Source organism: Roseobacter ponti, from assembly GCF_012932215.1.
In the GTDB taxonomy this organism is placed as follows: Bacteria; Pseudomonadota; Alphaproteobacteria; order Rhodobacterales; family Rhodobacteraceae; genus Roseobacter; species Roseobacter ponti.
The window spans coordinates 38,843-63,759 of sequence record NZ_CP048789.1 but is presented as its reverse complement, the minus strand read 5'-3'; the positions used below and the strand labels follow the sequence as shown (position 1 = coordinate 63,759).

Here is a 24,917-nt window from a genome sequence, read left to right as displayed (position 1 = left end):
CGCAGATTGTGGATGTATCATTACCGCAGCCTCGGGTTCAGCGCATCGCGCAGCCAGTCGCCCAGCAGGTTCACAGAAAGCGCCAGGGTCAGCAGCGTCAGCGCGGGAAAGAGCAGAATCCACCACTCGCCGGAAAAGAGGAACCCCTGCCCGATCCGGATCAGCGTGCCAAGGCTGGGCTGGGTCGGCGGAGCGCCAACGCCCAGAAAACTCAGTGTGGCCTCTGCGATGATCGCCAGTGCCAGCGAAATAGTGGCAATCACCAGCACCGGCGAGAGCACATTGGGCAGGATATGGCGCAGCATGATGGCCCCTGAGCCGCGCCCGATGAGCCGTGCGGCCTGGACGTATTCCTTGTTTTTTTCCACCAGCGTGGCACCTCGTACGACGCGGGCAAACTGCACCCAGTCCGACAGACCAATAGCTATGATCAGGACCCAGATCGCCATCTGGTCGCGGTACTCAACCGGCGTTATCCCTTTGGCGATGCCAAAGATCAGCATGGCCACGAGAATCGCGGGGAAGGTCAGCTGTACGTCGGCCACGCGCATGATGATGGTTTCGGTCCAGCCGCCGGCATAGCCCGCAAGCAGACCGAGGGTAATGCCCAGAACCATGGCGAAAAGCACCGCCGCGGCCCCCACGAAGAGCGAAATGCGCATGCCATAAAGGATCGTGGAAAAGACATCGCGGCCCTGATCATCGGTGCCGAGCCAGAACACCTCCTGAGTGAAGGCGTTGGGCGTCATCGGCCGGGAAAACCCGTTCATCAGGTTCAGCGAGCCGGGATCAAAGGGATCATAGGGTGCGATCAGCGGCGCAAAAAGGGCCGCCAGCACCATGATCGTCACCACGACGGCCGAAACAATTGCCACGGGGGATTTGCGGAACTGCCAGGCGAAATCGCTGTCGATTGCGACCCGCAGGCGTGAGCGTTCCACGACCTTTTCCGGAGTTTGTGAGGAAAGTTCAGCCATCAGTGTGCCGCCGTTCTGTCAGCCCGCAGACGCGGGTCAATCGCAAAGTAAAGCAGGTCTACGATCAGGTTAATGCCCACGAACATCACCGAAATGAGCATCAGATAGGCGGCCATCACGGGAATATCGACGAACTGAATCGCATTGATAAAGAGCAGTCCCACCCCCGGCCACTGAAAGACCGTTTCGGTGATGATCGCAAAGGCGATGATCGATCCCAGTTGAAGACCCGTCACGGTGATCACTGGCACCAGCGTATTTTTCAGCGCGTGGCGGAAATTGACCGCACGCTCGCGCAGCCCGCGCGCCCGGGCGAAACGGATGTAATCCTGGCGCAGCACCTCAAGCATCTCCGAGCGCACCAGCCGCATGATCAGCGTCATCTGATAAAGCCCAAGTGTGATTGAGGGCAGAATGAGCGCCTGCAACCCGCTTTGGGTCAGAAAACCAGTGCTCCACCCGCCGATATCGACAGTTTCACCGCGCCCGAAACTGGGCAGCCAGCCAAGCTCGACCGAAAAAAGATAGATCAGCAGGATTCCGATCAGAAAAGTGGGTAACGAGACCCCGATGAGCGAGATCGACATAATAGCATTGGCGGCAAATCCGTTGCGCCGGATGGCCGTGAAAACACCCAGACCAATGCCGATGGTGATCGCCAGAAAGCCCGACACCGCCGCCAGTTCAAGTGTCGCTGGCGCGCGCTCCATCAGAATATCCGACACCGGCCGGCCCTGGCGGTAGCTGACGCCGAAATTACCCTGGGCTGCGTTGGTGAGAAATTTATAATACTGCACCGGAAACGGCTGATCGAGGCCCAGCGTTGTGCGCAGGCGTTCGATATCGGCCTGGGTGCGTTCCTGACCCAGCATGTTGTCAACAGGGTCACCGACAAAGCGGAACATCGAAAAAGCGACAAGACCGACCACAAGCAGCACGATGGCCGACTGAAAAACACGCTGTATCACATAGGCTAGCACAGGCAGTCTCCTGTTGTGTGAAAGGTGCGGCGGGGCAGTGCGGCGTTCAGATATAAGTTCGGGTACGCGGGATTTTGCATCAGTTGACCGTCACCCACCGCAGCATAAAGAAATCATCCGGCCGCTGGGTCAGGTCGATGTTGCGTGCGACGCCCCATATCAGCGGCTGCACATAAAGCGGTATATAGGCGGTTTCACTGCGCACGACGCCCGCAGATACATCCAGCATCGCCTGGCGTCTGGTTTCATCAAGCTCGGAGCGGATCAGCGGCAGCAGGGTGTCCACTTCTGTATTGGAAAAACCGCCGAAGTTCCACGAGCCAAGCTTTTTGTCATCATCAGGAGTGGCCACCAGAAAGCGCAGCGGATGTTCGGCGTCAAATGTGCCGGGCGACCAGCCCAGAAGGTACATATCGAAATTTCCGGCCCTGAGTTCCGGCCAGTAATTCTGAACCGGCATGGCATCAAGACCGGCCCGCAGACCGGTTTTGGCCAGCATTGCCGTGATCGCCTGACAAACCGCTTCGTCATTGAGATACCGGTCATTCGGGCACCTGAAGCCAAAGGAAAAACCGTCCGGATATCCGGCATCGGCCAGCAGAGCGCGTGCCCTGTCGGGGTCATACCCGGGGCGGTCGTCGAGCGTGCGGCTGTAGCCGCGCATGGCCGGGCTGACGAGCTGCCCTGCGGCTTCGGCACTGCCACGCATGGTCGTTTCAAGAATGGCGTTCACGCTGATTGACCGGGCCACGGCCTCGCGCACCCTGGCATCGGCAAAGGGGTTCGCATCCGTGACATCGTCAGAGTACTTCAGTACGGGTGCGGCATGCGCAAAACCCAGCATGATGACCCGCGCTTCGGTGCCGCGGATCACATTCACATCCGGATTGGCGGCGAGACGGGCAGCATCCTGTACCGGCACAGGGTTGATAAAACTGATGTCGCCCGACAGCAGCGCCGCAACCGCTGTCGCCGGGTTCTGAATGGGGGTGAACTCCGCGCGTGTCAGGTTGTGCTCGCGGCTGTCCCACCAGCCATCGAAAGGCTCAAGAACGGTGCGCAGACCAGGCTCACGCAGCGTGACGCGGAACGGCCCGGTGCCGTTGGTATTGAGAGAGGCGAAGGTGCCGCGCTCTTTGTCCGGAGCGGTGGAGTTGTTGGCGTCAGCCCAGTCGCTGTCCATGATCATCCAGTTGGCGATGCTGTCCGGGAAGATCGGGTTGGGCGCGCTGGTCATGATATCGACAGTGTAATCATCGACGCGGATCACTTCGCTTACCGGCGCAAACCAGCTGCGTGTATCGGCGGCCTCGCCTGAGGCGCGATTGTACGAAAAGACGACATCGGTGGCATCAAACGGGCTGCCATCGTGGAATGTCACGTCACGCCGGAGGATGAAACGCCATCCCTCGCCCGCGCCGATCGGTTCCCAGGAGGTTGCAAGCGCGGGTTCAATGCGCATGTCCCTGCCACGCCGCACGAGACCTTCATAGACGTTGTTAAGAAATCCCAGGACCGGCGCGGAATTCACGGCATGCGGGTCCATAGTCTGAGGATCGGTGGTCGCGGCCCAGGAAAACTCCCGGGCAGCAGCCTGTCCGGCGAATGCCAGCGTGGCTGCAGCGATGAGCAGGGGTAAGCGCATGATCGGTCCTTTTCCGCGGTGACGTTAATCCGGCGGCGCGCCCCTGACGGGGCGCATTACATGCCCGGAAAGACCGGGTTTCCCGGTCTTTGGCGCCTGTTGGAACGGCTGCGCGACGGAATCTTTCGCCGCGCAGCCCATGTTCAGGAAGTCGCGATCAGTTGATCGTGAAGTATTTCACCTTGGGCTGGTCTTCGGGATCAACCTCGATACCGACCTTGTCGGCCATGCCCCAGTTCAGCACCTGGTGGTGGATCGGGATGTAGAGCTGCTGATCCTGAACCACGGACCAGATCTCCGCGATGGCGGCATCCCGCGCTGCGAGATCGGTATTAGAGGCCAGCGACCTGATCTTGGCGTCCAGATCGTCGTCGTCAAAACCGGTGCCGTTCCAGGTTCCGATATCCGATTCCCGGCCATGTACCAGAAAGTTGAAGATGTATTCGGAATCGTAGGTCGGAACACCCCAGCCCAGCATGTAGAAATCGGTCTTGCCGTCAGTGATGAGCGGGAAGTGCTGTGCCTTGGGTTTGGCATCGAGGTTCACCGTCACACCGATCTGCGCGAGCATGCCAACGGCGGCCTGACAGATCGCCTCATCGTTGATGTAGCGGTCGTTCGGGCAGTCAAGCTGCAGCGAGAAACCATCGCCGTATCCGGCCTCGGCCATCAGTGATTTTGCCTGATCGAGATCGGTGACCGACGAGCTGTCCATCTCGGAATTCCAGCCGTTCACGAAGGGCGGTGCGATCATGCCCGCAGGCTCTGACTGGCCGCGCATCACGACCTGCTGGATCGCATCGCGGTTAATGGCCATCGACATCGCTTTGCGTACGCGCACATCCGCCAGCGGGTTTTTACCATCGACGTTGTCAGCCTCGATATCGTCTGCGCCCTGGTTCATGCCGAAAAAGATCACCCGGTTCTGAGGTGCTTTTTTGACTGACAGGCCATCGGCGCTGTTGACGCGGTCAAGGTCCTGCACCGGCATGTCCTGAAGGAAATCAACCTCGCCCGACAGCAGTGCTGCAACCCGGGTCGCGGCGTTCTGAATCGGGGTATAGATGATCTCGGTGACCTGCATGGGGAACTGATCGATCCCCCAGTAGTCATCATTGCGGGTCATCACGGTACGCACGTCAGCCTCGCGGCTTTGCAGCACATACGGCCCGGTGCCGTTGGTGTTCGTGGTGGCAAATGTCAGCTCGCCCCCCTCGAAATCCTGTACATTGACGGTGTCATTCGCCTCGGTCCAGCCCTTGTCCATGATGAAGAGGTTGGTGAGGTTGCTGGGCAGGATCGGGTTCGGCCCGTCGGTGACCATTTCGATGGTGTAATCATCTACGGCCCGTACTTCGGTGATTGATCCGATCAGCTCTTTCATGTCGGAGTTGGGCTGCTTGGCACGCTCAAAGCTGAACACCACGTCTTCGGCGGTGAAATCAGCGCCGTCGTGGAATTTCACCCCTTCACGCAGGGTGAAAACCCAGACGTTGGGATCGGCTTCGGACGGCGCCCATTCGGTTGCCAGCGCAGGCTCAAAGGCGCCTGTGACGTCGCGGATGATCAGCGGCTCATATATCTGGTGGCGCACGGTATGCGTGGGCCCCTCATTCTGGGCATGCGGGTCAAGGGTCAGCGCGTCACCGGCGCGTGCCCAACGCAGGGTTTCGGCGCTTGCGAGCGTTGTCGAAGACAGCAGCATCGCCGCCGTAAGAACGGTGGTTGTCAGTCTCATTGGTATCTCCCCGTGGGTTTTTGTTATGTGCGTAATCTTTGGGAACGAGGCCGCTTTGGCAACCCCCTGGCGTCACGTCAGGTCGTCATTTTAATGCATAATTTCCGGCCTGCGCAATCGTTTCAGGCAGCACCGGGGATCTGAATGCGGCGCATGCCCTCTTCGAACTGCTTCATGGACAGCGGCCAGACACTTCCGGGCCAGCGCAGTTCCATCTGTTTCAGGCGCGGGCGATAGACGGCGGTGTATAGCGTGCCGAAACCGGCGTTAAAGGCCGTGGAATAAAGTGGCGGTTTGAGAAAGGCCCCGATGAACTTGTCCTCAGGGTCGCGGTGCAGGGTCAGCCGCTGTAACAAAAACCGCTCGCGCTCGACCGTGGCGGTGAACCGCGCATGGCTGACCCATTCCACGTTTTCCTGATGGTTCGTCGCAACCGCGGCATGGGTAATCACTGCAGGCCGGTCAGGTGCCATCATCGCTGTCAGGTACTGGCGCTTTTTGTCCAGAACGGTGACGTTATAGCTCATATGGGTCGGCACGCGGGCCAGCACTCTGCCTGCTTCTTCCGCGGTCTCACAGGTCTGCAGCACATAGCGCAGAATGAGCGGCACACCAAAGCCATCACCGACGATCCGACGCCCGCCGAAGGTCAGCGAAATCGCCAACCCTGCGTCATTCATGCCGTCGACCATGCCCCAGAGGCCGTCCGAGGTCCCCATGACCTGCCTGCCCTGCCATTTCGTGTGCAGTACCAGGCTGTCAAAAGCATTGGGGTTGTAGTCGTAATTGCGCACCATTACGGGCTCGCGACCGGTCCAGATCGCCTGGCTGCAGCCCGCCAGATACGGCGGTGGGCAGTAGAACGACAGGAACCGAGCAGCCAGATCGCCACCACCGGCAAGCTCGCACAGCTCGTCATAAAGCGGGATGAGCTCCGGCATATGCTCTTTCATCGCACGGCGACACTGCGCATACGTCGGACGTGTGCTCTCGCCCTCTTTGAGCCACCAGCGTTTGTAATCAGGCCAGTATTCGGCGAAAAGCCCGGACCATTTCGGCCCGGGCAAATCTTCTGTCATCGCACGCCATAACATTGTGGGTGCAGGTTCCTTTCCGCTCAGAGGATCTTGAACGCGGGATCGGCCAGCGCGGGGCCGGCTTCGGCCACGGGCAGCGGCTTGGCGGCCACGCTTTGCTTGATGCCGTGGATCCACTTTTTCGCCCGGTCATTCAACTGGAAACTCTTGGTCATGGACCGGCCGCGGGTCACAAGAATGCCGATATCGGCACCCTCATAGCGGTAATCGCCCGGACCGAGAATGCGCAGGAAGAAAGCTTCGTTCTCGCTCTCGACGGCACGTCGGTGATAGTCGAAGCGGTCATAGACCACCCGCCCGTCCTCCAGCATCTTGTAGATGCCGGTCTCCGGAGACGCCGTACAGATATCCACCGTGTCATCGGTGTGTTTAATGACCATCTGCGACCAGCTGTCGATGTTCTCGCTGTCGGCCCAGCGGGCGTTAAGCTCATCCACATCCAGTTTGAATTTCTTTTTCGAGAATTCGAGCAGGTGGAACAGAAAGAGCGGCGCATCCGCATGGGCAAATGCCGCGTGGTTCGTCATCGACGAGGCGCCGGTGATGCGTGGGTTAAGCTCTCCGAGCCAGAGATCGCCGGTTTTCTTGTCGATCAGGAAATCGAGCTCGAAATATCCGCGATAGCCCTCTTTGCGCAGCTGCTCACCGAATTTGAAGGTCAGATCGCGGGCTTTTTCACGCACCTTGGGCGGGAAAGCGGTTGAGAGGATCTCGTTGCCGCACCAGCCGCCGCGATAGGGCGTAAGTTCCTTGAACCCGACGAGCTCGGTCATCAGCGGACCAACGATCGTGCCCTCGGACGTCGCGCAGGCCTCGATGGCCGAGCCGCGACAGTCGATGCGCTTCATGATCTTGATCTCACCCTCACCGATGATCTCATGCTCATGGCGGCGGAAATCAGCTTCGGATTTGATAAAGAACGTGGTGTGACCACTGTCGCCAAAGGCTGACTGAAGCACCAGATCGTGCCCGATCCCGGCTTTTTCGCAGGTTTTGCGCAGATCCTCGTAGGATTTTACCTCTGCCAGCACGTTTGGCACGGAGGGCACGCCAGCCTTGTTGCCAATCCGCACGGTCTCGATTTTGTTGTCCATCGACGTGCGCAGCTTAGCCTTCGGGAACCATACGGTACCGCCCAGTTCCTTTGCCAGCCGCTCGGTTTCCTCGTCAAACATCAGGAACACAAACTTGGGCTTGCCACCGCGCCGCTTGATGAAATCGATCACCTCTTTGTGCTGCAGCAGATAGTTGTTGATGTCCTCAATGGACTGGAACTCCGCATGTGGCTGCTCGGAAGGGCAGAAGACGTTAGGATGACGCCCGTCATAACAATCTATGTAATTGATATACTTGAAGTTCTTCACCCACTCGTCGATGCCGAGCAGGTTGAAGTTGGTCGCAGAGACAAAATAGACCGGGTCTTCGTTGCGGTGAAAATACCGGCGGATTTCCGAGATGTTTTTCAGAACCGTGGTCGACATGTACTTCTGTCCTCTCTGTTGGTTTTTATTCTGCTGCAGGAGCGATTTGCGGCCGTGCGTCACGCGCATCGACAAGCTCCTGAAGGGCTTCTTCGGTAAAGACCCTGAGCCCCAGATCGGGCCGGTATCCGTGGATTTCTGACACGTCGAGTGCCAGCATGAAGGCAAGAATCTCCTGGCTGACCACCTGGCCGGGCACCAGAATCGGGAAGCCCGGCGGATAGGGGATGATAAAGCTTGCGGAAACAACGGTTTCGCCGGCATCGAGCGCCTCTTTCAGCGGCCCGTTAATGTCGATGTAGTCGCATTTGTTCTCATCATACGCGAGGAAGAACGCGGAACGGATATCGCCCTCGCCGGTGACAGAACAGGCCTGAAAGGCATCATGGAAACGGCTGAAATCCGGCAAAGGCGGCAACTCTTCCATCAGACCTTTGACCCGGCGTTCAAACGACCGGAGTTCCATGCGGCTGGCGTCATCCAGCCGTTCATCCAGCGATTTGGCGATCTCGACCAGCACTTCGATCAGATAGGCGACCGAGGAGCGCGTCGTACCGATGTTGGTCATGAAAAGGACCGTGTTGCGCGAGGTCTTGTTGATCTGGATGCCGTATTTGTCCATCAGGATATCGGTCTTGAAAGTATCACCGTCCCAGCCGGTGCCACCAACCGCAAGCGTCACGCGGGTCGCATCGAGCACGAAATCGTCCTGCTCCCAGCTGTCCCACATATCGGTCCAGCCCTGTTCAGCATCATAATAACTTGAGATGCCGCTCTGGCGGTATTTGGCGGGGATCATGTCGCCCGCCGTCAGCACACGGAAGTATTTCTGTAGCAGCGGGTGGGTCATGATCGCGCGCCGCATCGAAAGTGCTGCTTCAATCTGGCGCTGCACAAACTCATAGCCCTCAAGCTCCACCTGCCGTCGCCCGACATCAAGGCTCGCGATGATCTGGTAGTTTGGAGACGTGGATGTGTGTGTCATATAGGCTTCGTGGAAGGACTGTTCCACCTCGCCTTTGAAATCCTGATCGTTGACGTGGATCATCGAACCCTGGCGCAGCGACGTCAGTGTCTTGTGCGTCGATTGCGTGGCATAGGCCCTGACCCGCGCATGGGGTGACGGGATAAGTCGGGTGTTCAGCAGCTTTTCATCATCAGCGTCTTCCAGACGGGTCTGCTGTGCCTCATAGAGACGCTTATGCGCGTCGGTCCGGAACCTGGAACGCAGCGTATTGGCGGCCGTCATAGCCGTCCGCTGGCGATAGGTCGGGTTGAATCTGGCAAAGGCAAACCATGCTTCGTCCCACAGAAAGATCAGATCGGGCTTGATCGCAAGACACTCTTCCATCACCCGCTCGACGTTATAAACCAGACCGTCAAAGGTGCAGTTGGTGAGCAGCAGCATGCGGACTTTATCAAGCTTACCCTCAGCTTTCAGTTTGAGAAGCTGGTGCTTGATCTCTTTCAGGGGCACCGCCCCGTACATTGAGTACTCATTGAGCGGATAGCTGTCGAGATAACAGACCTGCGCGCCTGCGAGCACCATGCCGTAGTGATGTGACTTGTGGCAATCACGATCCACCAGCACGATATCGCCCGGACGCACCAGAGCCTGAACGACAATCTTGTTACAGGTCGAAGTGCCGTTGGTCGCGAAAAACGTCTGTTTAGAGCCGAATGCACGCGATGCGAGCTCCTGAGCCTCTTTTATGGGACCGTGCGGTTCCAGAAGGCTGTCAAGACCGCCGGATGTTGCCGAAGTCTCCGCAAGAAAGATGTTGGGCCCGTAAAAAGCACCCATGTCCTGGATCCAGTGGCTGCGCGAGATGGATTTGCCGCGACTGATCGGCATGGCGTGGAAAACGCCGGTCGGCTGTTTGGAATATTCGACGAGAGCGGTGAAAAACGGCGTTTTATTGCGGGCCTGAACGCCGCGCAGGATGTTCAGGTGCAGCTCCATAAAGTCTTCCTGGTTATAAAAGACCCGCCGGCAGATCCCGAGATCAAGGCCGGCAATGTCCTCCACCGACCGTTCCGTGACCAGATAGGCATCAAGCTCCGGGCGTACTTTGGCCACCAGACGGCAGAGCTCCGGGCCATAGTCTTCTGGCTGCATATTGTCGATTTCTTCCTGGTCGCCGGCGCGGTTCAGGAAACGTTGCACCATCTGCTGGTCCATGCGTGATTTCAGCACCAGCCCGGGGCGCACCACGATGGCCTGAATGTTGTGATTAAAGAGCACGGCGACAAGCGCGTCTTCAAGGCTCGGCACAACCAGCGCTTCATAGAGAAACGGGTCTTCAGGGCGGCGCATCCGGCTGACGTTATTGCGCAGCCAGCGTTCCTGATACTCATTGACGTTATCGACAATCAGCACTTCGAAATACGGTTTGGTCAGCGCCCGCGCTTCGGGTGACAGAAGCGCTTCGTCGTCCAGTTCTTCTGCTTCGATGCTGTCGCGTTCGAGAGGGATATGCCGGCGTCTGTATGCCCCGGTGGTCAGCGCCCGTGTGACGCGTCCGACGCTGAAGGCCAGTTCCTCAAACGCATTGTGCTCGAACTGACGGCGCATGTGATCGAATGCGGCCATGCCCGGGAATGCCCAGTAGGGTTCGATCACCGCGAGGCTGTCGAAAAGCTGGTTGGTTTTCTTGCGCAGCGCAGTCTGCTGTTTGGCCGTCGGGTTGCGCGTCAGGGCGCCGGTGGCCTCGCGCAGGGCGCTCCACCGGTCTGAGCGCAGTTGTATCGCCGAGGAATAGTCATTCATCGCATGCATCAGTCGTTCTCCGTTGCGCGGGGTCGCCGATGCAAACCGGACAGCACATTGCTGCCCGGTGCAACGGCTGATTTACCCGCTGGATTGTTTTTCGTTCTTCGCCCCCGGAGGGGGTGACAGTGCCGCCGTGGCCTCCCCCGAAGGTTCCGCCGTCGCCGGCTCCGGTGTCGCCCCGTGCGCAAGAGCCGTCACAGCGTCGTGGGCCATTCCCTTATACGCGGGCACTTCCTGGATTTTCTGTCCGGGCATATCCACATGCAATCCGGCGCGGGTCCCCTGCTGCGGGATCTCCAGCGGTCCGAGCGATTTCAGATAAGCGTCCGTGCCGCTGTTGCGGTCATAGACCGAGAAATCCACCGACCGGTCGCGGAAGCTTTTCAGAACCTGACCGAGACCCTTCATACCGGTCTCGCGCTGGCGACGGACCATCGACAGATCGACCTCGATGGGGAACATATCTTCCTGCCCTGCGGACTGGTGCAGCACATGCGCGGACGGGTCGACCACAAGCGATTTGCCGACACCCCCGGCCCCGAGACCGTTGACGTCAATCACATAGCACTGGAACTGAGCCGCCGTCGCCCGCGCGATCGCAAGCTCTGCGTCACGGTCGGTGGTCCCGGTCAGCACCGGGTGCAGCAACACTTCCACGCCCTGCGCCGTGATCTGGCGCGTGGTCTCCGGGAACCAGATATCATAGCAGATCGACAGACCGAACCGGCCCACCTCAGGCACGTCAAAGACACAGAAGTCCGTGCCGGCGGCGATACCTGTTTCATAAGGCCGGAACGGGAACATTTTGGAATAGCGCCGGATGATCTCACCTTCGGGGTTGATCACCACGGATGTGTTGAAGATCAGGCCCGTCTCGGGATCACGCAGAAACATAGAGCCCGGGATCAGCCAGACACGGTGTTTGCGCGCGGCTTCGCAAAAGCGGTCGAGTGCTTCGTTCTGGGGCGGCTGTGCAAAGCGGTCCAGCGGGCCGTAAGGCGCCAGTTCCGAGAAAAGCACCATCTGGGTCCAGGGGAAACGGGCCATCAGAACATCAAGGCGCTGGATCATGCCTTCGACGTTGGACTGCAGTGCGTTCACATACATCTGCACGCCGGCAATGGCGAATGGGGTCATGTTAAATCTCTCCGTCGCGACAGAGGGACCTGGCCAGGCCCGCAAAAACTCTGCGCGACCTGGTATCTATGCCTGTTCGGGGGCGGTTAAAACCGCTGACGGCGCTCCGGTACGCTTTTCTTTGCGTGAACCGGCCGGATGGATGAAAATCAGTCACAATCCGGCGGTCCCGCGCACAGAACCGGCTGGCGAAGTGAAGAATAAATTAAACAATATCGTCTCGCCTCCCTGATCCCTGCGGCCCTTTGCGGGCGCTTATAGCTATGGCCGGCCGGCGTCGCGACCAGCCGGCACTGCGGCAACCTTTGCGATTCTCTCCCCTGCCAGAACCTTTCCCGGTGCGATGTTAAGGACGCTCCAGGCCGCATGTCACCGGTATATTCTGTGTCATTTCTTAAATGTTATGCGGGTTTTCCCACCTGATCAAGCACTATGGTGCATCCACCCGATGCCATCACGCGGCATCGCTTTTCGCGGGGCCCGGCGCATCAGCGCTTGCGCGGCGACCGCAGATGCATAATCATTGGACTACGTTTAATTTATTGCCAATCCGCTCAGGGGCTGCAGCTTTGGCACATCCGGGACCGAGGCCTCACCAAGAACGCCGGAGACCTGATGAAAGACCTCAGCACGATGACCCGTTTCGCCCCTTTCGCCGGGGTTGTGATCCTCGCCATCATCTGCCTGATTGCCGCACTTTTCTGGACATGGTGGCTGCTTATACCCTTTGCGGCCTTTGCCTGGCTGTCGGTTCTCGGGCTGCATGACGTGCGCCAACCCGGGCATTCGATCCTGCGCAATTATCCGGTGCTCGGTCATATGCGGTTTCTTTTCGAAGGCATCCGGCCGGAAATCCGCCAGTATCTGATTGAAAGCGACCAGGATGAAGAACCGTTCAGCCGCGACGCGCGCAGCCTGGTTTATCAGCGCGCCAAGGGTCAGGAGGACAAACGCCCCTTTGGCACCCGGATGCGCGTTTACGATGCAGGCTATGCCTGGGTCACACATTCGGTCTCTCCGGTCGAACTGGAAGACACTGATTTCAGGGTTAGAATCGGCGGGAAGGACTGCAAACAGCCCTATTCCGCGTCGCTCCTGAATATCTCCGCCATGAGCTTCGGATCACTGTCCGGCAATGCAATCGAGGCGCTGAACACCGGCGCAAAAGCGGGCGGATTTGCCCATGACACCGGCGAAGGCTCTGTGAGTCGCTATCACAAGGCCGGCGGCGGTGACCTTATATATCAGGTCGCATCCGGCTACTTCGGCGCCCGGGCTGCTGACGGTAGTTTTGATGAGGATAAATTCCGCGCTACAGCCACGCTCGATCAGGTGAAAATGATTGAGCTCAAACTCAGCCAGGGCGCCAAGCCCGGCCACGGTGGCATGCTGCCCGCGTCAAAAATCACGCCTGAAATTGCCGAAGCGCGTGGCATCCCGATGGGCGAGGACTGCGTCTCGCCCGCGGCGCATTCGGCCTTTTCCACACCCATCGAAATGATGGAATTTGTCGGCCACATGCGGGAGCTTTCGGGCGGTAAACCGGTCGGGTTCAAGCTTTGCATCGGGCACCGGCGGGAATTCATGTGTATCGTCAAAGCGATGCTGGAAACAGGCATCGCTCCGGATTTCATCGTGGTCGACGGCACCGAAGGCGGCACAGGAGCCGCACCTGTTGAGTTTTCCAACCACATCGGCATGCCGCTTGTCGAGGGTCTGACCTTTGTGCACAACACACTGCGGGGTGCCGGATTGCGCGGCGAGATTAAGATCGGCGCGGCGGGTAAAGTTGTCTCTTCTTTTGACATCGCACGCTGTCTGGCCCTCGGCGCCGACTGGTGCAACTCGGCGCGCGGTTTCATGTTTGCCATCGGCTGCATTCAGGCACAGGCCTGCCACACCAATCACTGCCCCGTCGGCGTCGCCACACAGGATCCGATGCGTGCCCGCGCGCTTGATGTCGGCTCAAAATCCGAACGGGTCGCGCGGTTCCATCGCAATACGCTCAAGGCTCTGGGTGAAATGACCGGTGCGGCGGGTCTTTCCCATCCGGGAGATTTCATGCCCCAGCACCTGATGGTACGGCTCGGAGACAAGGAGATGGCCGAAGGCAGCGACGCCTACCCCTATCTGCCCGAGGGGTTTCTCTTTGATAATCAGAGCGACGTGGGCGGCGATTACCGCAAACGCTGGGCGCGTGCGAGTGCGGCGAGCTTTAAACCGCCCCCGGTCTGAAATCAGTTGGTAACAAGGTCGTAATGCTGCAGGGACCGGCTTTCGACCAGGGCTTCTTCGGCAGGGTCAATATGCGGTGTCTGATAGTCAGGGCCGACAAAATCCTGCAGCGCCTCAAGGTCTTTCCAGACCATCACAAAGCTGAAATTACGCGGGCTGTCCTGCCGTGCGGCACCGGGCAGCACAGTCACCAGACCTTTGGTTCGCTGCATCAGCGGGATCGCTGTTTCGTGGAAAAACCGTGCAAAAGCAGCCTCTTTGCCCGGACGGGTTACAACCTGAAAAATGCGCATGATCATGGGGCGTCCTCCTGTGACGTTCCCCATGATATCACACTGAACCCACAGGCCGGATGACACAAAAAAACGGGCGCGGAATGTCCGCGCCCGTTCAGGTGTGTGTCGTTCAGAAGCGGCTTATACGCCCTGTTCGGCCACCGCCTCGGAGAGGGCGGCTTCAAAGATGCCCAGACCCTCTTCGATGATTTCGTCCGATGCCGTCAGCGGCACCATGATGCGCAGGGCGTTGCCGTGCATGCCACAGCCCAGAAGGATCAGGCCACGTTTGAGTGCGTGTGCGCAGATCGATTTAACCAGAGCCCCGTCAGGTGCTGCTGTCTCGAAATCGGTAACAAACTCAACAGCCAGCATGGCGCCAAGGCCGCGGATGTCCCACATGCGCCATGGCGCTGTGCGTGCACCAATCTCTGCAAAACGGGTGCGGAAATGCGCCCCGAGTTCCAGCGAACGGGCCAGAAGACCTTCGTTTTCCAGCGCGTCAATCGCGGCAAGCGCTGCTGCACAGGCCACCGGGTTGCCGCCGTATGTGCCACCAAGCCCGCCGGGCTCCATCGCGTCCATCACATCGGCACGACCGATCACACCGGCGATCGGATAGCCGCCCGCCATGGATTTCGCGACAGTGATCAGATCGGGCACGACACCGGAATGTTCGATAGCGAACATCGTGCCGGTCCGGCCGAAACCGGCCTGGATTTCGTCGGCAATCAGCAGGATACCGTGCGCGTCACAGATCTCGCGCAGAGCTGTCATCATCTCGAAAGGCACCGGCGTATAGCCGCCCTCGCCCAGCACGGGCTCGATGATGATGGCCGCCACGCGGTCAGGCTGCGCATCGGTGAGGAAGAGGTTCTTCAGACCGGTAAGGGCGTCCTCCACGGTGATCCCGTCACGTACCGACGGGAAAGGCGCACGGAAGACATCTGCGGGGAACGGGCCCACGTTCTTTTTGTAGGGGCTGATCTTGCCGGTCATGCCAAGCGTCAGCAGGGTGCGTCCGTGGTATCCGCCGGTAAAGGCGATAATACCCGGACGACCGGTCGCAGCACGCGCAATTTTAACAGCGTTTTCAACAGCTTCAGCGCCGGTTGTAACCAGCAGGGACTTCTTGGCGAAATCACCCGGTGCAATGGCGTTCAGCTTTTCTGCAAGCGCCACATAGGGCTCGTACGGCACAACCTGGAAAGACGTATGCGTGTATTTGTCTTCCTGCGCTTTGGCTGCGGCGATCACTGCGGGGTGACGGTGGCCGGTGTTCAGCACGGCGATACCGCCGGCAAAATCGATGTAGCGGTTGCCCTCTACGTCCCAAAGCTCGGCGTTTTCTGCACGCTCTGCAAACACGGGAGCCGCAGAAGCCACACCGCGCGGCACAGCTGCATCCCGGCGCGCCAGCAATGCAGCGTTGCCGGTTACTTCAGGCGTGTCCGGCACAACTGCAATTTTGGGTTTGCGGGCGGCACGCGCCTTGCGGGGCTTCTTTGTTGCGGTGGTTTTGGCGGTCGTTGCCATGATAAATATCCTTACATGGGTCAGTCGGTCGTGTTTAAAATATCGATACTCCGTTTAATTTAGTTGTCAATTGAGATTCGTGCAGCGCCCGGTCACGGTTTTCCCGGGCTGGTGTCGATTTGGTGTGACAACAACCGGCCTTGCGGCTAGATAACTGAATAAAAGCAATGCATACGCACGGCAGCGCAGGGGAAAGCATCGTTGGACATCGGCCACAGATTAAGGGCAATCCGCAAGCAGCGTGGCCTGTCTCAGCGGGAACTTGCCGCCCGCGCCGGCCTGACAAACGGCACAATCTCCCTGATTGAGAAAAACCGGACCAGCCCGTCGGTTGCCTCGCTCAAAAGTCTCCTTGATGCGATTCCCATATCGATGGCTGAATTCTTTGCCACGATCGAAGACCAGGGACAGAGCAAGTACTTCTATAAGGCGGGCGAATTTACCGAAATCGCACCCACAGATGATGATGCACAGCTTTTGTCCCTGAGAATGCTGGGCGGTGCACATGAGAACGCGTTGCAGCTCCTGCACGAACGCTATGAACCGGGGGCAGATACCGGCCCGGAATTTCTCAGCCATGATGCCGAAGAAGCAGGCGTGGTTGTGCGCGGTCAGATCGAAATCACCGTGGATGAAGAAATCAGCACGCTCGGGCCGGGCGACGGGTATCTTTTCAACAGCCGTCTGCCGCACCGGTTCCGCAATACCGGCACTGAGCCCTGCGAGATTATCAGTGCCTGTACGCCACCGAGTTTCTGAAAACGCCATCAAACCCGGCCGCTGATATCGCGACCGGGTTCGTAATTTCACCAGCTTCCCCCGCATCGCTGATGCGGCCAGCGGCAGGGTAGCGCGTCCTGCAGCGGGTATGACCTCAAATGGTCCCAGTCTGGGTGCCGCGCTCAGCCGCGGTCTTGGTTTTCATCTTTATGCCCTGAACTGTCGCGGCTTGTCGCCACGAGCACCAGCAGTGCAACCACGGTCAGAATGGAAAGCCCGAATATAAACAGGTCTGTGGACATGCTCAGGCTCCTTTCCTTGGTTCAGGCTACTAACGCAGCCTGATGCAGTATGGTTCCAAAGGTCCTGAGAATTAATGAATGCCCGTCAGTAGTCGTGGATTTTCAGGTCGCGCTGGCTGAGCGGAAAGGTCAGCACCAGCCTGTGCAGACCATCCTCGTGGAACACTTCGACGCCCCCGTTAAGCTGCCGCGCGAAAGCGTTGATCAGCTGCGAACCAAGGCCCGTGCCCTTGGTCCCGGAATCCGGAGGCGTGGTGTTGCTGATGGTAAAGACGGCAGCATCATCGCCACTCATCGCAAAGGTAATATCGAGCTGCGGCGTGCCGCCCTGCCCCGGCTCGTTGATATATTTCATCGCATTTGTCACGGCCTCGGACACTGTCAGGGTCAGGGGTGCTGCATCATCGGCGTCCAGCATGATCTGGTCATAGTGCTGGTTCACTTTAATGCCTGAACCCGCAGGCAGGCCCACGACCAGCAGCTGCTGCACGATCTCTTTGATCAGGGCGCCGGCGTCGACCCGGTCCAGCCGCTCGCTCTGGTACAGGTTCTTGTGCACGGTTGCGAGACTCAGAATACGGTCCTGCAGCCGTTTAAGCACGAACCGCGCGTCTTCGGTCCGGGCGCGCCGGATCTGCATGTTCATGATCGACGATATAAGCTGCAGGTTATTCTTAACCCGGTGATGCACTTCTTTAAGCAGGATGTTCTTGTCACGGATATTGTCTTCCAGCGATGCTTCGTCCCGGATGATCGATCCGGCCATGTTCACAAAGGACTGCTGAATTTCCTGCAGTTCGCGGGGCACGCCATGACCCAGCGTGTTGCGCGGCATGCGCCGGTTATAGGCAAAAAGCCGCATCTGCCGGCTCAGCTTGCGGATATGCCGGATTGCGAGGCGGTTGATCGACCAGAAGGCAACCACAAGGCTGGCGAGCCACATCATCACGGGCAGAAAAAGGCTCAGCCGGCCGGTGCGGTCCGTGCTGGCAATCAGATCGTCACTGCGCCAGACGGCCATGGAATAGGCCACGTCAGGCACGATGGACACGACCGAATAAACACGGGTCTCTCCGGCGTTGTTCTCGTCAGTGAAAACTGACGGCTTTTCACCGATCAGCGCGGTCAGGCTGCGGTTTAAGGGCTGGTTCAGCTCTGCATCGAAATCGCCGGGAGATGAAAGAACCACCTCACCGCCCTGGTTGAAAACGATGACACCGAATGGCAGCCGTTCCGGTTCGGGGCGCACGATATTGTCCACAGCCGCCCGGGGGATCGACATCGTCATAAACCCCAGGAGGATATCGCCCTCAAACACGGGCCGCAAAACCAGCAGTACCGGCTTACCGCTGATTGCAGGTTCCCGGATAAAGCGCACGGTGCGGCGGGGATTCAAAAGCACCTGCTGGAACGCCGGATCGTCGGAATAGTCATGCACGCCCCCCGCAGAGGTGCAGCTCATCACCCCGTCGGTACCGACAAAGCCGATCTGGGAGTAGCGGTCTTCAGTCTCAATATACCGCGCCAGGAAATCGCTGCAGACCTCAGGCTCCGCAATAAAAGCCCGGGCAAAAGAACTGATCGCGTCTGCGGAACCAAAAGCTTCCTGGATGATCGTGCGTTCCGCACCGGCCGCGCGTTCCGTCAGACCGATGAGCGAGGTTTCGGCGTTTCGCACAGCCTGCTCTGCAAGCTCACGCGTCTGCACGACCGAGATCAGCCCGAAGGGAAGCAGCGCCAGCGACAGAAACACGAGGATGCGAAAGGCAAGCCCGCGAAAAATATCGCCATCGAGAAACCCGCCGGTCATCTTCAGAAAGAAGCGGCTTTCGACGCTGAGATAACAGACATGGTCGCATCGTCCGTCAGCTCGAGTTTTTCGTCGTCATCCAGCTGCATCAGCTCGGCAAGTCTCTGCCGCGCGCGGTTTGTACGGCTTTTGATTGTCCCGACAGCCACCCCGCACATCCCGGCCGCTTCCTCATAAGAAAAGCCCGATGCGCCCACCAGAAGCAGTGCTTCGCGCTGTTCATCGGTCAGCAGGGCAAAAGCATCACGGAAATCCTTCATCGCGAGGCGCCCGTCATGCGCAGGCTTTTCCGCCAGCGCCTCGGTGTGCACCCCATCGATATCCGCGACCTCACGCCGGGTCTTGCGGCGGGATGAGTAGTAAGTGTTGCGCAGAATGGTGAAAAGCCAGGCCCGCATATTCGTACCGGCCTGAAATTTATCTATATTTGTCCATGCTTTGACAAGCGTGTCCTGCACCATGTCATCCGCCGTGGCCCCGTTGCGGGTCAGGCTGATTGCAAAAGCGCGCATGGCAGGCAGATGCTCTACAAGTTCGTCCCGCGGATCTTCAGAACTCATTTGTCGGAACCTTTCGGGCTGTCCTGCTTTTTAAGCTCGGCCAGCAGATCGCGAAACCGGTCCGGTACGCCTTCTTCAAGCGCTTCTTTGTAGACCCGTTTAAGGTTCTCATCAATCACGCTTTCACGCTTCGGGTCTGAATCTGCCTGCGTCATAAATCTGCTTGTGCTCCAAACAATTCTGGTAAGAATCTCTCGCGGGGTCGGAACCAAACGCCTGTCTGTGCGTTTGGTTCCGAAAATACTGAAAAAAAAGGACGACCGGCATGACAGATGCTTCAGCATCCACCGACATCAGCGACCAGCTTGGCGAAGCACTACCCTATCTGCGCCGCTTTGCGCGTGCAATGACGGGCAGTCAGGATTCAGGGGATCGCTTTGCCGCAGCGTCGCTCGAGGCAATTCTTGCGGACCGTTCGGTTCTGGACGGGGTCAGTGTGAAAACCGGCGTGTTCCGGGTGCTGTACCGGATCTGGTCTTCAGCCGGTGCGCCGGTCGACATGGAAGAAAGCGGTCTGCGTGCGCAGGCCCAGAAACATATGTCACGTCTAACCGATAACAGCCGTGAAGCCCTGTTGCTGCACACCATCGAGGGTTTCAACTTCGGTGAGGTAGCAGAAATTATCGGCATCACGCAGGACGAAGCCGAAGAGCTTGTAAAAATTGCACGGCGCGAAATGGCGGATGCTGTTTCCGGGTCGGTAATGATCATCGAGGACGAAGCGATCATTGCAATGGATCTGGAAAGCATCGTGACCGACATGGGCCATCGCGTGACCGGCGTGGCCAGAACACGCGCCGAAGCCAATGAGATCGGCACCGCAGATGTGCCCGATATGATCCTCGCGGATATCCAGCTGGCAGATAATTCCTCCGGCATCGATGCCATCAATGACCTGATCGGACGTCTGGGTGATCGCCCGGTGATCTTCATCACCGCCTTCCCCGAGCGCCTGCTGACCGGCGAAAAGCACGAACCGGCATTCCTGATCTCCAAGCCTTATACCGAGGAACAGGTGATCTCGGCTGTCAGCCAGGCCATGTTCTTTTCATCGACAGAGACCCTTCGCGCCTGAGAAAGGCGCTGATACCGGTGAAAAATGCGGCTCCCCGGCGGGCCGCATTTTTTTTCCACAATTCTGCCAGGTTAACCACGTAATCAGAATATTAACTTTCACCGCAGAGACTGCATCGGCAGGCATCGGAAAAAGCATATGGCAAATCGCGTGGCACGGTACATCAGACGGGTTTTCCGGATCGCAGTGATCGGGACGGTTGCAATGCTGATCCCGGCAGTCGTCACCGTGCCGGCGCACAAGCTTGAATTCCGCAAGGTTCAGGTGGTCGCCGTGATGCAGGTACCTGGCGAAGATCTGAGCGACCGGATGGTGACCGTCGACCTGGGGCACCGCACGCATAAGGTCCACACCCGCGATGTTCTGCTGACCCTTTCACCGGGCGATACCGCCTGCCTGTCAGAACGCACACTGATGCGGGATCACTGGGTTATTTACGCTCTTCAGACACCGGATATGTGCCGACGTGTCTGACTGAACAACGTAAAAACCCCGCCGTTTCCGGCGGGGCGTGCGTTTTTGAGTGTGCGGCATTTTCCGCCAGGCTCGAAGCTGATCAGCTTTTCGAGATTGATCGCAGCATCCATGCCGCCTTTTCGTGGAAAGTGGCGCGGGCTACTGCAAGATCTTCGGTTACCGGGTCGCCATGCCCGCCTGCAACCTTAATCACAGCATGCATCCGGTGCGCCACACGCTCGTGATCCGCTGCCAGATCCTCGCACATCTCGCCGGCAGATTGCGGATCTTCCTTATCCTGTACAACAGAATTGGCGACAATTGACTGCAGCGAAGCCGGCGCCAATTCACCCAGCGCGCGGATCCGTTCGGCGATCACATCGGCTGCCTCAAACATTTCGCTGTACTGTTCTTCGGTCAGGTTATGCACCGAGAAAAACATCGGCCCTTCCACGTTCCAGTGAATGGCGTGCGTTTTGAAAATCAGCCGGTATGTATCCGCCAGCATATTCTCCAGACCGCGCGCCATCGCTTCTGTATCTCCGACGCCGGTGCTCACGTCGCTCTTTTCGGGCACTACATTCAATGCGCTTGTCATATCTGTCTCCTTTTCATCCGTGGTTAGCGGACAAACGCAGTTGGTGACCCGGAGTTCCGAAATCAGCCGGAGATGCGCGGATTTTTCGTAAGATCGGGAATTTCGCCCCTGCCGGCACCGGGCGAAACAGCTGCAACGGCCGTCGTACTGTCCGGCCGCTCACCTGATCTGCGCCGGCGAGAGCGGCGCAAAGCAATGCGTCCGGGCGTGGCGCGTTTTTCCAGCTCTGCATTCAGAGAGGCCCCGATCAGCACCAAAAATGTGCTGATCCAGAGCCAGACCAGCATGGCGATCACGGCACCGATGGATCCGTAGACCTCATTATAATTGCCAAAATGCGAGACATAAAAGGAGAACGCCACCGAGACAGCTGCCCATGAGGTGACCGAAAAGACAGCCCCGGGCGTTACCCAGCCGATGCTGATGCCGCTGCGGTTCGGACCGTACCGGTAGACCATGCCGATCCCCGCAAAGATCACCGCGATGGCGATGCCCCAGCGCAGGATTTCCGCCGCGATGACGGTAAGTGTCCCGACCTGCAGAAAGCTCAGCACAATCGGTGCCACGACAAGGCTGACCAGAGCAATGATTGCAACGCTGACAAGGCTCACGGTGAGCATCAGGGCCCGCACGTAATGGCGCCAGGTCGCCCGTCCTTCGGTGGCGTAAACGGTATTGAGACCCTGCATGATCGCGCCCACGCCGGCGCGCGCAGACCAGAGCGCGACAGCCACGGACACACCACCCGCCCAGCCAAGAGTGTCCGAACTGGTGCTTACCAGACCCACAATCTGCCTGTTGAGGATCTGATACACCTCGTCAGGCATCAGCCCGCGCACCTCTTCAAGCTGTGTGATAACCACAGCAGGGTCCGCAATCAGACTGAGCACGGCGATGAGCGCCGCAAGGGCCGGAAAAATCGAGAGCATCGAGAAAAATGCAACCCCGGCCGAAATCAGCGCGAGGTTGTTTTTCGCCATATTGGCGAAGACAGCGGCGGCCGCTGCGCGATACGTCCTGACAGGGTAGCGCAGCGGAGCAATCATGTCATACGGTCGCTGAGGCCGCACGCGGCCCCGCAAAGAACCAGATTATAAAGCCGACAAGCGGCAGCACTATGATCAGAAGGACCCAGATCACCTTGCCTCCGGTCGAGGCCCGCGAGCCGATCACGGACACGATGGCCCATATGTTCAGGACCAGAAGGATAAATCCGCCAAAACCTGCATATTCCATTTTCATTCTCCTGAAAGCATCTGATGGATTAACGTTGTCGTGCTGTGCCGGGTTCCTGAGCCGGATCAGGGGTCCGGTAATTCATCCCTCACCTGGCCCCATGCCATCAAGGCAAAAATGACCGTGCCGCCGATTATATTGCCTGCCAGCACCGGCAGAAAGAAACCGAAAACCGCGCCGTAAGCGTTCAGATCCCCCAGCAGGATCAAGGCAGCCATTTCTACAGAGCCCGCTACGATATGAGTAAAGTCTCCTGCAGCGATCAGCCAGGTGAAAGTCAGGATGAGAAAGAACTTGGCCGAATCCGCCTGAGGCAGCATCCAGACGATCAGGGCAACGATCACGCCCGCCGGGATGGCACGCCAGAACCCTGTGGACGCCCCCATGCCCGTTGCATGATGTGACAGATCAATGACTGAACTCAGGACTTCCGGCGCAATGGCAGGCGTAAAGACGATCAGAGCCGCCGCCGCAAAGGCCCCGATGACATTGGCGCCCAGTACGATGCACCACAGCCGCAGCATTCTGAACACAATACTCCATGTCCGTTCGACCATCACAGGCAGAACGGTGGTGATCGTATTTTCCGTGAAAAGCTGCATCCGGCCCATGATGACCGCGAGAAAGCCCAGTGAGTATCCTACATTTTCAATGAGATAGCGGCCACCTGTATCCGGCAGATATGTCCGGAAAATCGCCTCACCCAGCACCGACAGGCTGATCATGACGCCGGCCGCAATGCCGGACCAGACCAGAGACCGCTTGGGGCGCGCCATTTCTTCGTCGCCTTCGCGACGGATAACTTCATAGATGAGTTTCGGCGCCAGCGCCGCGGCCTCGTTGACCGATTCCTCTTCTTTTCTCTTCTCTTCAGCCGGGCTCATCGGATCTCCTTGTCGATACCGGTCCGTCCGGCACATCTTGACTTCCAACGCCCTGCCTGGTGAATGGGTTCCGCCGGATATATAAACCAGGACATACCGATGACTGCATTCCCGCCAGAACTGATGACCGAAATCCGCAACCGGTTTGCGCATGTGGACAGCTGTCCGTTCCAGGGCCCGCGCATCTTTTTTGAAAACGCCGGTGGCGCACTGACGCTGAAGTCGGCCGTGGAAACCTCTGCGACCTTTGCCGCGATCCCGGACAACCAGGGGCGCGACAACCCTGCGGCTGCGGCCCTCGGTGACATCATCAACCGCGCAAAAGCTGATATGCAAACGTTTTTTAATGCAGATGGCGGCCAGTTTTTTGTTGGGGAAAGTGGCACAGAGCTGACGTTCCGGCTGACCCGCACCGCCGTTACAGGCGCTGAAAAAGGCGGAAAAGTCATCGGCTCCACAGTTGAACATCCGGCCTCCCGTTCAGCTGCACGTCACTGGGCCGGCATCGCGGGCAAGCCTTATATCTCCGTGCCGCATGATGATGCGACCGGCGCTGTGACCGCTGAGGCCTATGCAGAATATATGTCACCTGACGTCCGTGTTGCGACAATTCTGCACACCTCCCCGGTCACCGGAATCGCCAATGACGTCGCCTCCATCGCCGCCGCGATCCGTGCAATCAGCCCCGGGGCTTTTATCATCGTCGACGGCATTCAGCATGCAAGCCACGGCCGGATTGATATCGCTGCCTGCGACATCGACGGCTATGTTGTGTCCCCTTACAAAGTCTTTTCGCGCCATGGATACGGTGTTGCATGGGTATCTGACCGGCTGACCGCCCTGCCGCTGGAGCAGCTTATCGACGGACCCCGCGCCAGCTGGGAAATGGGCACCCGTGATACCGGTGCCTATGCGACTTTTTCGGATGTCGTGGCCTATTTCGACTGGCTGGGCGCTCAGCACAGCTCCGGTACAGAGCCCCGCGCCCGTATCGAGGCGGCAGGGGCCGCCATCCATGCGCATGAAAAATCACTGACCGACATTATGCTGCATGGCACAGGCAATCTGCCTGGTCTGGCTGAACTCCCGGGCATTATGATCCTTGGTGGTCCGGATAATCCCGGCCGCGAGGGGCTTGTCTGCTTCGCGCTTGACCATGTGCCGGCGGACAGGATCGTGAGCCGCCTGAACGAAGCCGGCATTCGCACCCATATCCGCAGGGCAGACCACTATTCGGGCAATATCCTGACGCCCCTCGGGCTTGAAGCCGCCGTACGCGTGTCGCTGTGTCATTATAACACATCTGCTGAGGTGTCTGCTCTCCTCGCCGCGATGAAAGAAATCGCCGCCCCCTGATCTCTTCAGGTTGCAGGTCCGCAGGATACAGCGCCTCTTGCCATTC

22 protein-coding genes are annotated in these 24,917 nt (G+C 58.6%); 5 read left to right on the top strand and 17 right to left on the bottom strand.

Annotated features, from left to right (window positions below):
- Positions 1–20: 20 nt before the first annotated feature.
- The 8 genes from G3256_RS18955 to G3256_RS18920 all read right to left on the bottom strand — a co-directional run bounded on the left by G3256_RS18955 (position 21) and on the right by G3256_RS18920 (position 11,828).
- Complete coding sequence (locus G3256_RS18955) at positions 21–977, bottom strand: ABC transporter permease (protein WP_169642565.1); 957 nt, start codon at positions 975–977, stop codon at positions 21–23.
- Positions 977–1,957 carry an ABC transporter permease gene (locus G3256_RS18950; protein WP_169642564.1) on the bottom strand — a complete coding sequence of 327 codons (981 nt, stop codon included), beginning with the start codon at positions 1,955–1,957 and terminating at the stop codon, positions 977–979. Before G3256_RS18950 ends, G3256_RS18955 begins: the two co-directional genes overlap by 1 nt.
- A 79-nt stretch (positions 1,958–2,036) precedes the next feature.
- The gene (locus G3256_RS18945) at positions 2,037–3,602 is read right to left on the bottom strand and encodes an ABC transporter substrate-binding protein (RefSeq protein ID WP_169642563.1); all 1,566 of its coding nucleotides are present in this window, start codon (positions 3,600–3,602) and stop codon (positions 2,037–2,039) included.
- Between the two features lie 157 nt (positions 3,603–3,759).
- Positions 3,760–5,340 carry an ABC transporter substrate-binding protein gene (locus tag G3256_RS18940; RefSeq protein ID WP_169642562.1) on the bottom strand — a complete coding sequence of 527 codons (1,581 nt, stop codon included), beginning with the start codon at positions 5,338–5,340 and terminating at the stop codon, positions 3,760–3,762.
- A 122-nt stretch (positions 5,341–5,462) separates the two neighbouring features.
- Positions 5,463–6,434 carry a C45 family autoproteolytic acyltransferase/hydrolase gene (locus G3256_RS18935; protein WP_169642561.1) on the bottom strand — a complete coding sequence of 324 codons (972 nt, stop codon included), beginning with the start codon at positions 6,432–6,434 and terminating at the stop codon, positions 5,463–5,465.
- 23 nt (positions 6,435–6,457) lie between these two features.
- Positions 6,458–7,987, bottom strand: coding sequence for a biotin carboxylase (locus G3256_RS18930; protein WP_169642560.1), 1,530 nt, complete (start codon positions 7,985–7,987; stop codon positions 6,458–6,460).
- A complete protein-coding gene (locus G3256_RS18925; RefSeq protein ID WP_169642559.1) occupies positions 7,944–10,697 on the bottom strand; it encodes an aminotransferase class I/II-fold pyridoxal phosphate-dependent enzyme in 2,754 nt (917 codons plus the stop codon). Before G3256_RS18925 ends, G3256_RS18930 begins: the two co-directional genes overlap by 44 nt.
- 72 nt (positions 10,698–10,769) lie before the next feature.
- Positions 10,770–11,828 carry a carbon-nitrogen hydrolase family protein gene (locus tag G3256_RS18920; RefSeq protein ID WP_169642558.1) on the bottom strand — a complete coding sequence of 353 codons (1,059 nt, stop codon included), beginning with the start codon at positions 11,826–11,828 and terminating at the stop codon, positions 10,770–10,772.
- Positions 11,829–12,443: 615 nt separating this feature from the next.
- Here G3256_RS18920 and G3256_RS18915 point away from each other — a divergent pair.
- On the top strand, positions 12,444–14,063 hold the full coding sequence (locus tag G3256_RS18915; protein ID WP_169642557.1) for an FMN-binding glutamate synthase family protein: 1,620 nt from the start codon (positions 12,444–12,446) through the stop codon (positions 14,061–14,063).
- A gap of 2 nt (positions 14,064–14,065) precedes the next feature.
- On the opposite strand, the gene G3256_RS18910 is transcribed toward G3256_RS18915, so the two are convergent.
- Together G3256_RS18910 and gabT are read right to left on the bottom strand one after the other, a co-directional pair.
- On the bottom strand, positions 14,066–14,362 hold the full coding sequence (locus G3256_RS18910) for an antibiotic biosynthesis monooxygenase family protein (protein WP_169642556.1): 297 nt from the start codon (positions 14,360–14,362) through the stop codon (positions 14,066–14,068).
- Between the two features lie 117 nt (positions 14,363–14,479).
- The gene (gene gabT, locus G3256_RS18905; protein WP_169642555.1) at positions 14,480–15,874 is read right to left on the bottom strand and encodes a 4-aminobutyrate--2-oxoglutarate transaminase; all 1,395 of its coding nucleotides are present in this window, start codon (positions 15,872–15,874) and stop codon (positions 14,480–14,482) included.
- Positions 15,875–16,075: 201 nt separating this feature from the next.
- Here gabT and G3256_RS18900 point away from each other — a divergent pair, with 201 nt between their 5' ends.
- Positions 16,076–16,633, top strand: a complete 558-nt coding sequence (locus G3256_RS18900) for a cupin domain-containing protein (RefSeq protein ID WP_169642554.1) — start codon at positions 16,076–16,078, stop codon at positions 16,631–16,633.
- 348 nt (positions 16,634–16,981) lie between these two features.
- On the opposite strand, the gene G3256_RS18895 is transcribed toward G3256_RS18900, so the two are convergent.
- The 3 genes from G3256_RS18895 to G3256_RS18885 are packed head-to-tail and all read right to left on the bottom strand — an operon-like array spanning position 16,982 to position 19,421.
- Positions 16,982–18,706, bottom strand: a complete 1,725-nt coding sequence (locus tag G3256_RS18895) for a sensor histidine kinase (protein ID WP_169642553.1) — start codon at positions 18,704–18,706, stop codon at positions 16,982–16,984.
- A 2-nt stretch (positions 18,707–18,708) separates the two neighbouring features.
- Positions 18,709–19,266: an RNA polymerase sigma factor gene (locus G3256_RS18890; protein WP_169642552.1), complete on the bottom strand. Its 558-nt coding sequence runs from the start codon at positions 19,264–19,266 to the stop codon at positions 18,709–18,711.
- Complete coding sequence (locus G3256_RS18885; RefSeq protein WP_169642551.1) at positions 19,263–19,421, bottom strand: NepR family anti-sigma factor; 159 nt, start codon at positions 19,419–19,421, stop codon at positions 19,263–19,265. Before G3256_RS18885 ends, G3256_RS18890 begins: the two co-directional genes overlap by 4 nt.
- 110 nt (positions 19,422–19,531) lie before the next feature.
- Between G3256_RS18885 and G3256_RS18880 the strand changes: the two genes are divergently transcribed.
- Positions 19,532–20,341, top strand: a complete 810-nt coding sequence (locus G3256_RS18880) for a response regulator (RefSeq protein WP_169642550.1) — start codon at positions 19,532–19,534, stop codon at positions 20,339–20,341.
- A gap of 138 nt (positions 20,342–20,479) precedes the next feature.
- Complete coding sequence (locus tag G3256_RS18875) at positions 20,480–20,815, top strand: hypothetical protein (protein ID WP_169642549.1); 336 nt, start codon at positions 20,480–20,482, stop codon at positions 20,813–20,815.
- 82 nt (positions 20,816–20,897) lie between these two features.
- Here G3256_RS18875 and G3256_RS18870 read toward each other — a convergent pair whose 3' ends face one another.
- The 4 genes from G3256_RS18870 to G3256_RS18855 form a co-directional block, all read right to left on the bottom strand.
- Positions 20,898–21,395, bottom strand: coding sequence for a Dps family protein (locus G3256_RS18870; RefSeq protein WP_169642548.1), 498 nt, complete (start codon positions 21,393–21,395; stop codon positions 20,898–20,900).
- Positions 21,396–21,457: 62 nt separating this feature from the next.
- Positions 21,458–22,441 carry a YihY/virulence factor BrkB family protein gene (locus G3256_RS18865; protein ID WP_169642547.1) on the bottom strand — a complete coding sequence of 328 codons (984 nt, stop codon included), beginning with the start codon at positions 22,439–22,441 and terminating at the stop codon, positions 21,458–21,460.
- A 1-nt stretch (position 22,442) separates the two neighbouring features.
- On the bottom strand, positions 22,443–22,631 hold the full coding sequence (locus G3256_RS18860; protein WP_169642546.1) for a PLDc N-terminal domain-containing protein: 189 nt from the start codon (positions 22,629–22,631) through the stop codon (positions 22,443–22,445).
- Between the two features lie 65 nt (positions 22,632–22,696).
- Positions 22,697–23,515, bottom strand: a complete 819-nt coding sequence (locus tag G3256_RS18855; RefSeq protein WP_169642545.1) for a formate/nitrite transporter family protein — start codon at positions 23,513–23,515, stop codon at positions 22,697–22,699.
- Between the two features lie 99 nt (positions 23,516–23,614).
- Here G3256_RS18855 and G3256_RS18850 point away from each other — a divergent pair, with 99 nt between their 5' ends.
- A complete protein-coding gene (locus G3256_RS18850) occupies positions 23,615–24,871 on the top strand; it encodes an aminotransferase class V-fold PLP-dependent enzyme (protein ID WP_169642544.1) in 1,257 nt (418 codons plus the stop codon).
- The last annotated feature ends 46 nt before the right edge of the window (positions 24,872–24,917 follow it).